Here is a 12,765-nt window from a genome sequence, read left to right as displayed (position 1 = left end):
TTGCCGGTCTCTTGCAAAAAGGAAAGTGGCAATGGAACAGTGCTGGCGCTGGTATGGTCCGGATGATCCGGTGACACTCGATCATGTCAGACAAGCTGGCGCCACCGGCGTGGTTTCAGCACTTCACCACATCTACGATGGCCGGGCCTGGCCCGAAGCCGATGTGCTCGAACGCAAGCGGATCATCGAGGCCGCCGGCCTGACATGGTCTGTCGTCGAGAGCATCCCGGTCCACAATTCCTTCAAGATCGGCGCGCCCGAACGCGAGCGCTATGCCGGCTACTATCGCGACAGCATCAGGACGCTCGCCCGGGCCGGCATCAAGACGATCTGCTACAATTTCATGCCGGTGGTGGACTGGACGCGCACCGACCTCATGTATCGCCTGCCGACAACCGGCTACGCCTTGCGCTTCGATGCCATCGACTTTGCCGCCTACGATCTGTTCGTGCTGCAGCGCAAGAATGGCGCGGCCAGCTATACGCCGGCGCGGATCGCCGAGGCCGAGAAGCGGCTGAAGGCGCTGACAGCGGAGCAGATCGACCAGATCGAGCGCAATCTCATTGCCGGCCTGCCGGCAACCGAGCGCAAGTATGACCGCGACAGTTTCCGCGAGGCTTTGGCCGAGTATGACGGGATCGGGCCGAAGGAGTTGCGCAACAACCTCGCCTGGTTCCTGCGCGAGATTATCCCGGTGGCGCAAGAGGAAGGGGTGCGCATGTGCATCCATCCCGACGACCCGCCCTTTTCGCTCTATGGCTTGCCGCGCGTCGTTTCGATCGCTGAGGATGCGCGTTTCATCCTCAACGCCGTCGACAGCCCGGCCAATGGCCTGACCTTCTGCACCGGCTCCTACGGCACCCGCGCCGACAACGACATTGTCGCCATGGTCAAGGAATTCGCCGGCCGCATCCATTTCGTTCATTTGCGCAACATCACCATCGAGGAGGACGGCTCGTTCTACGAAGCCGAGCATCTCGAGGGCGGCACCGACATGGCGCATGTCATCCTCGCTCTGATGCAGGAGGAGGCGCGGCGCCGCAAAGAGGGCCGTGCCGACTGGCGCATCCCGATGCGGCCGGACCATGGCCACGTGCTCGCCGACGATATCGGCAAGAAGAAGATCAATCCCGGCTACTCGCTGATCGGCCGGCTGAAAGGCCTCGCCGAACTGCGCGGCATCATGCGCGCCGTGGAGCAGTTCGGACTGGCCTGATTGAATTTGGTGCCTAAGGTGTGTTGAGATTCAGGTCAGGCCGAGCCGAAAATGGTGGCTTTCGAGAACCGGAGCGGAGCGGACATTCGGGTCCGTGAGCACCGGAAGCGCAGAAAGCCGCCGTTTGCAGGCCGGCATCACCTGAACATCAACATATCTTAGTGCAGGTGCCTGAGCTTGTCGGGGTTGCGCACCACATAGATCGCCGCGATCTTCCCGTCCTCGATGTCGAGTGCGGTGGTCTGGAGTTCGCCGTCGGCTTCCAGGGTGACGAACCCCGGCAGTCCGTTGATGAAACCGACGCGGACAAGTTTCGAGCCGTGCGTGCGCAACCAGGCCGCCACGCGCTCGTACTGCGCCATCACGGCATCGAAGCCCAGAGCCGGTTCGGTGGCCGCCGGACGCTTGCCGCCGCCGTCGGCGTGGGCGATGACATCGGCGCTCAGCATGGCGCCAAGCGCCTTCATATCGCCGCTGCGCGACGCCGTGAAGAACGCCTCGGCGAGTTCGAGGCCGTGTTGCCTTTCTACCGCAAAGCGGGGCCGTGCCTCGCGGACATGGCCGCGTGCCCGCGCCGCCAGCTGGCGGCAGGCCGCCGGATCGCGATCGATGGCGGCCGCGACCTCGTCAAATCCCAGGCCGAACACATCGTGCAGCAGAAAGGCGGCCCGCTCGAGCGGAGACAGGCGTTCCAGCGCCAGCATCAGCGGCAAGGTGACGTCTTCCACCGCATCCTCTTCCACCACGGGATCGGGAAGCCAGGGGCCGACATAGGTCTCTCGTTTGTGTCGCGCGGATTTGAGCTGGTCGAGGCACAGCCGCGTCACTGTACGGCGCAGGAAGGCCTCGGGTTCGCGCACCGCGCTGCGATCGGCCTTCATCCAGCGGATGAAGGCCTCCTGCACGGCATCCTCGGCGTCCGACACCGAACCCAGCATGCGGTAGGCGACGCGCATGAGCTTCGGGCGTAGCGGGCCGAAGCCCGCTGCGGCATCGCCGGGCGCCGGGCTCGTCATCAGGCTGCCGCCGCCCGAGCGGCCTTCACGGCAGCCGGGTCGGCATACACGCCGAAACCGACAGCGATGCGGTTCCAAGCGTTGATGATGTTGATCGTCAAGGTGAGCTTGATCTGCTCCTCCTCGGTGAAATGAGCCTTCAGCTCTTCATAGGCGCTCGCATGGCCAGCACCTTCCGACAGGCGGGTCAAGGCCTCTGTCCAGTTGAGTGCCGCGCGTTCGCGGTCGCTGTAGCACGGCGCCTCTCGCCAGGCCGGCAAAAGGTAGATGCGCTGCTCGGTCTCACCGTTCTCGCGCGCCTCGGTGGCGTGGAGATTGATGCAGTTGGCACAGCCATTGATCTGCGAGGCACGCAGCTTCACCAGTTCGGTGAGGCTGTACTCGAGGCTGGCGGCGGCGGAGAGCTCGATCGAGGAGCGCTGCCAGTTCTTCATCAGCGAAGGGGCGGCGGCGAAGAGATCGATTTTTGCGGTCATGGTTGGCTTCCTTCTGTTGGTGCCGATCCCATGACGAGTGAGGAAATGCTGGTGTGACATCCACGCCAGGCTTTTGTCCGCCATGCGCCGTTCCCGTCAGCTGCTCCAGCCTGCTTCGCGGCGTCGGCCAAGTCACCTTCGACGGTTCGGCACCGTTGATGCCCACCAAGCGGCGGCCCGCCATCTGGCTCAAAGCCTGCATAACTTGCGCGATGTCTAATATAAGAGCAGAGTCAAAGGCGTTTGAAGGAGAACGGCTCAAAAGCAAATCGGGAGGAAACCATGAACACCATGAGCCTCACCACGCTTGATCGCGGCAAGACGACAATCGACGCCGCAACCATCGAAGGGCTTTCCGCACAATTGCGCGGGACACTGCTTCAGGAGGGAGACGCTGCCTACAACGAAGCCCGCACCATCTGGAATGCCACGGTCGACCGACGGCCGGGGCTGATTATGTGTTGCGTCGGCGCCTCCGACGTCATCCGTGCCGTGAATTTCGCCCGAGAAAACAGGCTTCTCGTCTCCGTGCGCGGCGGCGGCCATAACATCGCCGGCAGCGCCGTCTGCGATGGCGGTCTGATGATCGATCTGTCGCCGATGAAGTCGGTGCGGGTCGATCCCGTTGCACGGCGGGCATGGGTCGGACCTGGCGCTACGCTCGCCGATGTCGACCGCGAAACGCAGGCCTTTGGGCTGGCGGTGCCGACAGGCATCAATTCGACCACCGGTATATCAGGCCTGACCCTGGGCGGTGGCTTTGGCTGGATCACCCGCAAATTCGGCCTGACCATCGACAATCTTGTCTCCGCCGATGTGGTCACCGCCGACGGCAAGTTGCTGCGCGCCAGCGAGACGGAAAATCCGGACCTGTTCTGGGCGCTGCGTGGCGGCGGCGGCAATTTCGGCATTGTCACGGCATTCGAGTTTCAGCTCCACCAGGTGGGTCCGCAGGTTCTGTCGGGCCTTGTCGTCCACCCTTTCGCCGATGCCGAGAAGGTGCTGAGGGAGTATCGCAAGGCGCTCGAAACGGCGCCCGACGAACTGACCTGCTGGGTGGTCATGCGGCAAGCGCCGCCGCTGCCCTTCCTGCCGGCCGAGTGGCATGGCAAGGATGTTCTGGTGCTGGCCATGTGCTATTGCGGTGATCTCCAGGCAGGTGAAAAGGCGACGAAGAAGCTTCGCGCCATCGGCTCGCCGATTGCCGATGTCGTCGGCCCCAACCCGTTCACCAGCTGGCAGCAGGCATTCGACCCATTGCTCGCCCCCGGCGCCCGCAACTACTGGAAGAGCCATGACTTGACCGAGCTTTCCAACAGGGCGGCCGAGATCCTCACCGAAGCGATACGTGAGCTTCCTGGTCCGGAATGCGAGATATTCATTGGCCATGTCGGCGGTGCGGCGGGCCGTGTGGCGCAGAACGCAACGGCGTTTCCGCAACGCAGCTCGCACTTCGTCATGAATGTCCATGCCCGCTGGCGCGAACCGGCAATGGACAGGGCCTGCATCGGTTGGGCGCGCAGCCTCTATGAGGCGGCCAAACCCTATGCTGCCGGCACGGCCTATGTGAACTTCATGCCTGAGGACGAGGTCGACCGGGTCGAAGCGGCCTATGGCGGCAATTACCAGCGGCTTCTGGAGATCAAGCAGCGCTATGACCCGTTGAACCTGTTCCGCATGAACCAGAATTTGCGACCGAAACAAAGCCAGCGCGCCGCCTGAGCCGCCCGCGTGGCAGTGACAAGAAGCCCGCGCCTCCGCCAGAGGCGCGGGCTTTCGCGTATGCTTCGAGAGACGGGACCGATCCGCCGTAGCAAATTGATGGAGCGCGCGTTTCTCCTTCACCACATCATGTACGACGCCACATCCGCATCCGACACCTTGCCGGCACTCACGTCTGCGATGGCCTGGTCGACGATCGCCACGCCCTCGGCCACTTCGTCTTCGGTCAGCGTCAGCGGCGGCATGAATTCGAGCACATTGGCCTTCAGTCCGACATAGGTGAAGGCCGCGCCCAGTTCATCGCCGCGATAGATGATCTTGGCCGTCGTCGTGGCAGGCACTGGCTCGCGCGTCGCGCGGTCCTTGACCAGGTCGACGCCGATCGCGAGCCCGCGCCCGCGCACATCGCCGATGATCTCGTGTTTTTCACCGAGTGTCCGCAGTGCGTTGGAGAACAATTTGCCGATCCGCGCCGAGCGTTCGACCAGGCCTTCGCTCTCGATCGTCTTCAGCACCGCGTTGCCGGCCGATGTCGCCACCGGATTGCCGGCGGTGGTCTGCAAGGCGAAGGCCGGCGCATGGTCCATGATTGCCTTCGGTCCGACCACGGCCGACAGCGGCAGCCCGCCGCCGATACCCTTGCCGAAGACGACGAGGTCCGGCGTCAGCCCTTCATGCTGGAAGCAGTGCATCAGGCCGCTGCGCGCGAGCCCGACCTTGACCTCGTCGACGACGATCTTGATGCCGTGTTTGCGGCAGCGCTCCTGCAGCGCTTTGAGAAACCCTGGCGGCGGCACGATCAGCCCGCCATCCGACATCAGCGGCTCGATGAACACGGCCGCGACCTGGTGCGGCGGGCAGGTGGTCTCGAACTGGTAGTCGAGCAGGGCCAGCACCTCCTCGCCGCTGAAATTCGGGCGGTACGGATCGGGGTAGGGCAGCAACAGCACGCCCGGTCGCGGCAGCGTGTGCGTCATGGCGGTGTGGCCGCTGATGCCCATCGAGCCGGAAAGGTTACCATGATAGGAGCCGATGAAGGAGATGAAGCGCGAGCGGCCGGTGGCCGCCTGCAGCACGCGCACCGCGCAATCATTGGCATCCGACCCGGAATGGCCAAACCAGACGCGCCGCTCGCCTTCCCCCGGCGTGACGGCGAGCAGCCGTTCGGCCAGCGAGACCGCAGGCTCGTTCGGGTAGAGCAGCAGGCTGGCGCCTGCCATGTTGCGGACCGAGGCCTCGACCGCCTCGACGATGGCCGGATGACCGTAGCCAAGCACTGCCGGGCCGGCCGATCCCGACAGGTCGAGCAGCGAGCGGCCGCCTTCCTCGATCAGTCGGTTGCCCTTGCCCCCGACGACGCTGAGTGGCGAGAAGCGCAGCTTGCCGATCTGCGCGATGGTCACGGCATCGCGCTCGCGCAGGCTGAGATTGCTCATGAGACCGTTTCCGTCTGCGCCGGCAGCGCTGCCGCCAGCCGATCCGCCCATTCCTCGATGCCAGACCTTGTCGACAGAAGGTCCTGCCGGATCTCGATCAGGACAGCGGGGATGCCGCGATCATCGCCATGAATGGGCACGGCGTAATCGGCGTCGCGGCTGATCACATAGGGTACGTTGACCGCGACATTGAGTGCCGTATCCGTGCGCAGGCCCGAAAGGATCGCTTCGGCAAGATCGGCCGCATGCGCATGCAGCACGCCGGCATGCCATGGCCTGGCGACACCCAGGAAGACCGGCGTGAAGGAATGGATCGTCACGATCCGCGTCGGCCTGCCTTCGGCTATCCGGTGGTCGAGATGCGCGGCGACCCGCTCATGGAACGGTGAAAACATGATTTCCGCGCGCCGGTCCCGTTCCGCCGTATCGATGCCGACATTGCCGGGAATGTCGGTGTCTTCCGACAGAACCGGGATGCTGCCCGGGGTGCCCAGTGGCCGGTTGAGGTCGATCAGCAGCCGTGAATAGCCGCTGAGGAAGGCCACTGCATCGAGCCGCGCTGACAAGAGCCGCGTCACCTCCGCGGCGCCGATATCCCAGGCAATGTGGCGTTGCAGATGACTGGGATCGAGCCCGAGCTGCCGATACTGCGCCGGCATGTGATTGGACGCGTGCTCGCACAACAGGACAATGTCGCTACGGCCGTGCTCGTTGAGAACCTCGACGGCGTCGGGCCAGTCTTTTTGAGGGAACAAGTCTTTTTCAGTCTGCAAAGTCATCAATAAAGCGTCCGGTAGAGATCGCAGATGGCAGCGGGATCGAGGCCAGCCAGACGCTCGGCCTCATGTCGCTTCAGCCCGACAAAGGTCTCGATGAAGATTGGCGCGAACCATCCCGTCACGGTCTTGTCGGCCAGAAGCGCGTCCAGCGCCGCCGGCAGCGTCTCCGGCAACCGCACCAGACCGAGCTTTGCCCGTTCCGTATCGCTCATCAGTGTCGGGTCGCCGGTGACCAGCGGCGGTGATGGCAGGTCCGCCTTCAGCCCTTCAAGCCCGGCGCGGATGATCGCCGCCAGCGACAGATAGGGGTTGCCGGTGGCGTCGGCCGCCCGGTACTCGACATTGTATTGCCGTGCCGGATCGCGCCCGCCGATCGTCACCGTCGGACAGATGCGCAAGGATGCTTCGCGATCGCGGTCGGCGAGCCAGGTGTAGGACGAGCTCCAGCTGTGCGGCTTCAGCCGGTAGAAGGACGAGACGCTCGACGCCGTCATGGCGGTGATCGCCGGAAGGTGGCGCAACACGCCGGCACAGAAGGCGCCGGCCTTGGCGGACAGGCCGCCGGGCTGCGCCGCATCGTAGGTTACCGGCTTGCCGGCTTCGTCAACGAAGCTGAAATGGATGTGCACGCCGTTGCCGACGGCATTCGGCGCAATCTTGGGCGCGAAGCTCGCGCGCCAGCCGGCATTGCGCGCCACTTCGCGCGTGATCTCGCGGATGGCGACGGCGCGGTCGGCCGCCGTCAGTGCGTCGGCCGGCTCGTGCGTCACTTCGAACTGCTCGTCGCCGAATTCGGCGATGACCACTTCGGGTCCGACGCCCGCTTCCTCCAGCGCCGCCATCAAATTGGGAGCGAACGGATCGGTGCGGCGCAGCGCGGCGAAGGACATCGAATGCGCCGGCGCGAAACTGCCGCCGGCAATGTGGAACTCATGCTCGAAGGCGGCGATGACGGAGAGCCCAGTTGCGGCCTTCAGCTCCGCCAGCGCATCCCTGAGCATGGTCCGCGTGCAGCCAAGCCAGGGGCTGCCGTCGAGCTCGACAATGTCGCCGGCCACCATGTCGAAGGGCGTCGCCGATCCGGTCCGCTCGGTGCGGAAGCGTGCCTTGAGATCGGGGATCAGCCGCAGATCGCCCGACGAGCCCCAGGGATTGGGAACGACGATCGAATTGAACGGCGTCATCGACAGATTGGCCTGCAGCCAGCCGACACCGGTCGTGGCGGTCTTCTGCAATCTGCTTTCGACAACGAAGCGGCCCCGCGTGACGGCGGAGAGATCCGTGGTGACGACGGCAACGAGAGGCTCGACGGTCGATGTCATGCAGTTTTTCCCAGAGCGTTGAAACGGTCGACGACGGTGTCGGTGTCGGCGACCCAGCAATAGCCGCCGAAGGCCTTCAGCGCGATGTCGTGGCGCTCCTGGGTGATGGTCGCGCAGGCGTCCGCGACACAGGTGACGAGGTAGCCGCGGTCGGCGCCGTCGCGCACCGTCATGTCGACGCACTGGTCGGTGAGCACGCCGACCACGACGAGGTAGCGGATGCCGAGGTTCTTCAGGAGATAGTCGACATTGGTCGAGTTGAAGATGCCGGACGAGGTTTTCGGCAGCATGATCTCGTCGCCGACCGGCGCCAGCGATGCAACCGGCAGGCCCTCGGGGAGGCTCGGCGCGACATGGATCGGCGTCAGCTTGTGGTCGAGCGAGCGGTCGCGGCCGTCTTCGGTCAGGCTCTGGATGATGGTGTGCAGCACTTCGACGCCATTGGCCCGCGCCGCCGCCAGCAGCCGCTCCTGGTTGGGGATCGTCTGCGAGGATGTCTTCCGGTAGAAATAATGGTCGGGGCCGCGCTCCGGATGCGAGGGATCGGCGCCCGGTTCCAGCCAGATGCGCTGCATGTCGACGAGCAGCAGCGCCGTCTCGCCGGCACGGAAGGCTTCGTCTCGCTTGGGTAAGGCCTGTTTGGATAAGGCTTGGGTCATGCTTGGTCGTCCTGCTTTGCTGATTTGGGTCCAGGTGTCTTGCGTGGTCCAGCTGTCTGGCGCGCGCCGTTCGCTTGCGGATCGCTGTCGAGCGTCACCGCATTGGCGTGCCGCACTTTCTCGATCCTCTCGATGCGAGCCCGGGCGTCGTCACCCAGCGTCGAAACGATGTGGGCGGTAAGCGCCTCCATCTGGGCGATCGCCGGCGCCAGCGTGTCGTAGGGCGAGGCGACCTCGAGCGGGCTGACGATGGTGACTTCGGCGAGATCTGATATCGGCGACAGCCATTGGTCGGTGAAAAGCAGGATGCGCACATCGAGCGCCGCCGCCTGGCTTGCATAGGCCATGACGTCGAGCTGGTAGCGGCGATAGTCGAAGACGACGAGCACGTCGCGGCGGCCGAGGTCGGCCAGCGTGTCGAATGCTTGTGGAGAAAGCACGCCAAGATCGCGGACCCCGGAGCGGAACTGCCCGAGATAGCCGGCCAGCATGCCGGCGATGTGGCGGCTGAACCGGCCGCCGACCAGCACGATCTCGCCCTTGGCCTCCATCAAAAGGCGGGCGGCCCGCTCGTAGGTCTGGACCGGCGTCGCGGCCGTGGCTTTCTGCAGCGCCGCGGTGACGGAATCGAGATAGGCAAGCACGGCGCTGTCGCTGGAGCCGGCTTGCCGCTTTGCTTCCATCATCAACAGCGGCGAATGCAGCCGGGCCTCGACCTCGGCCAGCAGCTTTGCCTGGAAATCCGGAAAGCCTTCATAGCCGAGCTTGACGACCAGCCTGACCACGGTCGGATCGCTGACGCCGGCCCGCCGGGCGAGCGACGAGGCGGTACCGAGGCCGGAGGTCGGATAGTCCGTCAACAGCAGCCGGACGATCTTCTCTTCCGACGGCGTCAGCGCCAGATCTCCGCGCATCAGAACATCGCGTATCGCCATTGGCCTCCCCGAAATCCATGGTCTCTTGTTTTGTGGAGTTTATTACAGAGATTTAAATCGTGGTCAACAATGAAGAGACATTGACATTGCGCGTTCGCTGGCCTTACCTTGTCGGAAAGCAGCCAAGAGACTGTGGGGAACAGCCATGCGAAACGGAAGCGACGTCATCGTCGTCGGTGCTGGAATTGTCGGATCGAGCACCGCCTATCATCTGGCCAAGGCCGGTGTGAATGTCACGCTGGTCGAGCAGACCCATCCCGCTGGCGGCCCGTCCGGCAAGTCGTCGGCGCTGCTGCATGCCTTCTACCTGATGCCGGAACTGTCGCAGCTTTCCATCCGTGGCCGCGAGATCTTGGTGTCGCTGCCGGAGATCGCGGGCGAAGGCTCCTTTGTCACCGAGATCGGCATGATGTGGGTCTGCGGCAACGACAATGAGGCGGGCTGGAAGGCGGCGGCCGAACGCATCCGCGGCGAGGGTGCACGCATCGAGACCTTGTCGCCGCAGGCCTTCGCCGATGCAGCACCTGGTTTTGCGCTGGACAATGTCGCACTGGCGTTGTGGGAACCCGAATATGGCTATGCCGATGCGTTCGGCGCCACCAACGCCATCGCTCGCGCCGCCCGCGCGAACGGCGCCAAGATCCTGCAGAACACGCTTGTCGAAAGCCTGCGGCGGCAGGGCGACCGCATCACCGGCGTCACCCTGGCTGATGGAACGGTGCTGGAAGCCGATACGGTTGTTCTTGCCGCCGGGCCGTGGACTCGCCGCTTGCTGGCGACGATCGGTTTGGATCTGCCGCTGCATGTCGAGCGCCATCCGATGGCCGTGCTCGATGCTGCCGGGCAGGCTAGGCATGTGATGCCGTTCGCCTGGTGCGACGACATTTCCTGCAACTACGCGCGGCCCGACAATGACGGCGTCATCCTGGCCGGCACCTGGGCCGGCGGCGGCACCGGCCTGCGCCACGAACATGCCGGCCGGCCGCGTTTCGTCGAGAACCCTGACAGCTACATGGAAGGTGTCGAAGAGCAAGAATCGGTTGAGATCCTGGAGACCTTCGCCACCCGCGTGCCGGCCATGGCCGAGCTCGGCATCCGGCCGGGCTATGCCGGGCTCTATGACATGAGCCCCGACGATCTGCCCGTCATCGGCGCCATATCAGGCGTCGAAGGGCTGGTCGTTTCGGCAGGGTCTTCCGGCCACGGATTCAAGACCGGGCCAGCCGTCGGCGAGGCAATCGCGAAACTGGTCACCGAGGGCGCCCAGCCGATCCTGGCGCCGTTCTCGCCCAGCCGCTTCAAGGCCGCGTGATGGCGTCGATGACGATGAGCGAGAGCAAGCCACGCGGTCTCATGCCGGCCGCGTTTCGCAACGCCACGGCCGACGCCTTGTGCATGGTGGCGGTGCTGCTGCTGGTGGCACTTGCCACCTTCATTTTCGGTGGCGCCGCCATGCAGCGCGTCGTCACCTATGCGGCGATCATGCTGACGGCCGTGCTTGGCCTGCAGATTTTCTCCGGCAACAGCGGCATCGTCTCTTTCGGCCAGGCCGCCTTTGTCGGCCTTGGCGCCTACGCCACCGGCATCCTCACCATGCCCAGCGCGCTGCAGCGCACGGCGTTGCGTGACCTGCCGGATTTCCTTGCCGGATATCAACTCTCCTTCTTCGCGGCGCTGGCTGTCGTCCTGGTTCTGGCCGTTGTCATTGGCCTGTTGACCGGCATGCCGCTGCTCAGGCTGACCGGGTCGAGCGCCTCGATCGCCACGCTCGCCATGCTGATCATCGTCTACACGCTGCTGGTCGCCGGCCGTGAGATCACCCGTGGCAGCCAGCCTTTCTATGGCGTGCCGCGTGAGGTCGGGCTGTGGACCGCCGCGGCGATCGCCTCCGTGGCGCTGATAGCGGCAAGGCTGTTCCGCGAAACCTCCTTCGGCCTCGCCACCCGCGCCGCCGCCAATGACGAGCGTGGCGCCGCCGCGGTTGGCGTCGACCAGCGCACGGCGCGGCTCGTCGCCTGGGTGGCGGGCGTGGTCGCCGCCATGGCCGCCGGCGCCATGATGGCACAGTTCCTTGGCGCGTTTTCGCCGCGCGATTTCTATTTCGATCTCGGCTTCACCATGCTCGCCATGCTGATCGTCGGCGGCATGACCTCCTCGCTCGGCGCCTTCGCCGGCGTCATCGTCACCATCGTGGTGATCGAGGTGGTGCGCCGCTTCGAAGGCGGCGGCGAAGTGCTTGGCGTGCATCTGCCTGTCCTGTTCGGCCTGACCCAGGGCGTGCTGGCCATCGCCATGATCCTGGTCATCTGGCGGCGTCCGACCGGTCTTTTCGGCGAGCGCGAGCTCAACCTTCTGCGCCGACCCGGACGCCAAGCGGTGACGGCTTCGGCGGCGGCGCCGCAGCAGGTTGGCGCCGACCGGCTGGTGGCCGACCATCTGTCGCGCCGCTATGCAGGTGTCGTTGCTGTCGATGATGTCAGCTTGAGCTTCGAGACCGACAGCATCACCGGCATCATCGGTCCCAATGGCGCCGGCAAGACGACGCTGCTCAACATGCTGGCCGGTGATATCAAGCCAAGTGCCGGAACCGTATCCGTCGGCGGCGCGGTGCGGCAGGCCTCGGCCTTCCGCTTTGCCCGGTCGGGCATCGCCCGCACCTTCCAGAACATTCGCGTCTTCCCGCATATGACCGTTCTGGAAAACGTCGTCGTCGCTGCCCGCCAGATCGAACCTGATCTCGGCCACGCCGAGGCCGCGGCAATGCGCGAGCTGTCCCGCATGGGGCTGGAGAAATTTGCCGATCAGCCTGCTGCCAGGCTCGCTTACGGCCAGCGTCGCCGGCTGGAAGTAGCCCGCGCCCTGGCGTTGAAGCCGCGCTTCCTGCTGCTCGACGAGCCGGCCGCCGGCATGAACGCCGTCGAGACCGCCGAGCTCGTCTCCATCCTGTCGGCGGTGCGCGCCGAGCGCCGCATCGGCGTGGTGCTGATCGAGCATGACATGCGGCTGGTGATGAATCTGTGCGAGCGCATCGTCGTCATCGATCATGGCCGCGTCATCGCCGACGGCACGCCGGCCGATGTCCAGAAGAACCCTGCCGTCATCGCCGCCTATCTCGGCAGCCGCACGGCCCGCGCCAAGACCGCTGAAAGCCAGACCGCATAGACCGCAACGACAACAGCCAACGATAACAAATCCCGAAGGAGA

At 65.0% G+C, this 12,765-nt stretch carries 11 protein-coding genes; 4 read left to right on the top strand and 7 right to left on the bottom strand.

From position 1 onward, the window contains the following. The first annotated feature begins 31 nt into the window (after positions 1 to 31). Entirely contained in the window at positions 32 to 1,216 is a 1,185-nt protein-coding gene (gene uxuA, locus DBIPINDM_RS10305) for a mannonate dehydratase (RefSeq protein WP_258585619.1), read from the top strand. Positions 1,217 to 1,374: 158 nt separating this feature from the next. Here uxuA and DBIPINDM_RS10300 read toward each other — a convergent pair whose 3' ends face one another. Both DBIPINDM_RS10300 and DBIPINDM_RS10295 read right to left on the bottom strand, forming a co-directional pair. Then, positions 1,375 to 2,232: a sigma-70 family RNA polymerase sigma factor gene (locus DBIPINDM_RS10300; RefSeq protein WP_258585618.1), complete on the bottom strand. Its 858-nt coding sequence runs from the start codon at positions 2,230 to 2,232 to the stop codon at positions 1,375 to 1,377. Continuing rightward, a complete protein-coding gene (locus DBIPINDM_RS10295) occupies positions 2,232 to 2,708 on the bottom strand; it encodes a carboxymuconolactone decarboxylase family protein (RefSeq protein WP_258585617.1) in 477 nt (158 codons plus the stop codon). Before DBIPINDM_RS10295 ends, DBIPINDM_RS10300 begins: the two co-directional genes overlap by 1 nt. Positions 2,709 to 2,990: 282 nt before the next feature. Between DBIPINDM_RS10295 and DBIPINDM_RS10290 the strand changes: the two genes are divergently transcribed. Beyond that, positions 2,991 to 4,430: an FAD-binding oxidoreductase gene (locus DBIPINDM_RS10290; RefSeq protein WP_258585616.1), complete on the top strand. Its 1,440-nt coding sequence runs from the start codon at positions 2,991 to 2,993 to the stop codon at positions 4,428 to 4,430. A gap of 119 nt (positions 4,431 to 4,549) precedes the next feature. Here DBIPINDM_RS10290 and DBIPINDM_RS10285 read toward each other — a convergent pair whose 3' ends face one another. From DBIPINDM_RS10285 to DBIPINDM_RS10265, 5 genes are read right to left on the bottom strand one after another with little or no spacing between them, the layout of a single operon-like run. Further along, complete coding sequence (locus tag DBIPINDM_RS10285; RefSeq protein WP_258585615.1) at positions 4,550 to 5,866, bottom strand: aspartate aminotransferase family protein; 1,317 nt, start codon at positions 5,864 to 5,866, stop codon at positions 4,550 to 4,552. Continuing rightward, positions 5,863 to 6,645: an N-formylglutamate amidohydrolase gene (locus tag DBIPINDM_RS10280; protein WP_258585614.1), complete on the bottom strand. Its 783-nt coding sequence runs from the start codon at positions 6,643 to 6,645 to the stop codon at positions 5,863 to 5,865. The genes DBIPINDM_RS10285 and DBIPINDM_RS10280 overlap by 4 nt, the downstream gene beginning before the upstream one ends. Beyond that, positions 6,645 to 7,967, bottom strand: a complete 1,323-nt coding sequence (locus tag DBIPINDM_RS10275; protein WP_258585613.1) for a glutamine synthetase — start codon at positions 7,965 to 7,967, stop codon at positions 6,645 to 6,647. Before DBIPINDM_RS10275 ends, DBIPINDM_RS10280 begins: the two co-directional genes overlap by 1 nt. After that, positions 7,964 to 8,626: a cysteine hydrolase family protein gene (locus DBIPINDM_RS10270; RefSeq protein ID WP_258585612.1), complete on the bottom strand. Its 663-nt coding sequence runs from the start codon at positions 8,624 to 8,626 to the stop codon at positions 7,964 to 7,966. Before DBIPINDM_RS10270 ends, DBIPINDM_RS10275 begins: the two co-directional genes overlap by 4 nt. Continuing rightward, on the bottom strand, positions 8,623 to 9,561 hold the full coding sequence (locus DBIPINDM_RS10265; protein ID WP_258585611.1) for a MurR/RpiR family transcriptional regulator: 939 nt from the start codon (positions 9,559 to 9,561) through the stop codon (positions 8,623 to 8,625). Before DBIPINDM_RS10265 ends, DBIPINDM_RS10270 begins: the two co-directional genes overlap by 4 nt. Before the next feature lie 145 nt (positions 9,562 to 9,706). Here DBIPINDM_RS10265 and DBIPINDM_RS10260 point away from each other — a divergent pair, with 145 nt between their 5' ends. Together DBIPINDM_RS10260 and DBIPINDM_RS10255 are read left to right on the top strand one after the other, a co-directional pair. Further along, the gene (locus DBIPINDM_RS10260) at positions 9,707 to 10,873 is read left to right on the top strand and encodes an NAD(P)/FAD-dependent oxidoreductase (RefSeq protein WP_258585610.1); all 1,167 of its coding nucleotides are present in this window, start codon (positions 9,707 to 9,709) and stop codon (positions 10,871 to 10,873) included. A gap of 14 nt (positions 10,874 to 10,887) precedes the next feature. Continuing rightward, positions 10,888 to 12,723 carry a branched-chain amino acid ABC transporter ATP-binding protein/permease gene (locus tag DBIPINDM_RS10255; protein ID WP_258585609.1) on the top strand — a complete coding sequence of 612 codons (1,836 nt, stop codon included), beginning with the start codon at positions 10,888 to 10,890 and terminating at the stop codon, positions 12,721 to 12,723. Positions 12,724 to 12,765 lie beyond the last annotated feature (42 nt).

This window comes from Mesorhizobium sp. AR02, from assembly GCF_024746835.1.
Classification (GTDB): Bacteria; Pseudomonadota; Alphaproteobacteria; order Rhizobiales; family Rhizobiaceae; genus Mesorhizobium.
Note: the sequence above shows the minus strand (reverse complement) of the source record. Positions and strands in the feature narration are given on the sequence as shown.

What these genes read in the sequence shown, in the direction of transcription:
- DBIPINDM_RS10260 (WP_258585610.1), top strand. Translation starts at nt 9,707, where the DNA reads ATGCGAAACGGAAGCGACGTCATCGTCGTCGGTGCTGGAATTGTCGGA.
- DBIPINDM_RS10300 (WP_258585618.1), bottom strand. Translation starts at nt 2,232, where the DNA reads ATGACGAGCCCGGCGCCCGGCGATGCCGCAGCGGGCTTCGGCCCGCTA.
- DBIPINDM_RS10295 (WP_258585617.1), bottom strand. Translation starts at nt 2,708, where the DNA reads ATGACCGCAAAAATCGATCTCTTCGCCGCCGCCCCTTCGCTGATGAAG.
- DBIPINDM_RS10285 (WP_258585615.1), bottom strand. Translation starts at nt 5,866, where the DNA reads ATGAGCAATCTCAGCCTGCGCGAGCGCGATGCCGTGACCATCGCGCAG.
- DBIPINDM_RS10275 (WP_258585613.1), bottom strand. Translation starts at nt 7,967, where the DNA reads ATGACATCGACCGTCGAGCCTCTCGTTGCCGTCGTCACCACGGATCTC.
- DBIPINDM_RS10280 (WP_258585614.1), bottom strand. Translation starts at nt 6,645, where the DNA reads ATGACTTTGCAGACTGAAAAAGACTTGTTCCCTCAAAAAGACTGGCCC.
- DBIPINDM_RS10270 (WP_258585612.1), bottom strand. Translation starts at nt 8,626, where the DNA reads ATGACCCAAGCCTTATCCAAACAGGCCTTACCCAAGCGAGACGAAGCC.
- DBIPINDM_RS10255 (WP_258585609.1), top strand. Translation starts at nt 10,888, where the DNA reads ATGAGCGAGAGCAAGCCACGCGGTCTCATGCCGGCCGCGTTTCGCAAC.
- DBIPINDM_RS10290 (WP_258585616.1), top strand. Translation starts at nt 2,991, where the DNA reads ATGAACACCATGAGCCTCACCACGCTTGATCGCGGCAAGACGACAATC.
- DBIPINDM_RS10265 (WP_258585611.1), bottom strand. Translation starts at nt 9,561, where the DNA reads ATGGCGATACGCGATGTTCTGATGCGCGGAGATCTGGCGCTGACGCCG.
- uxuA (WP_258585619.1), top strand. Translation starts at nt 32, where the DNA reads ATGGAACAGTGCTGGCGCTGGTATGGTCCGGATGATCCGGTGACACTC.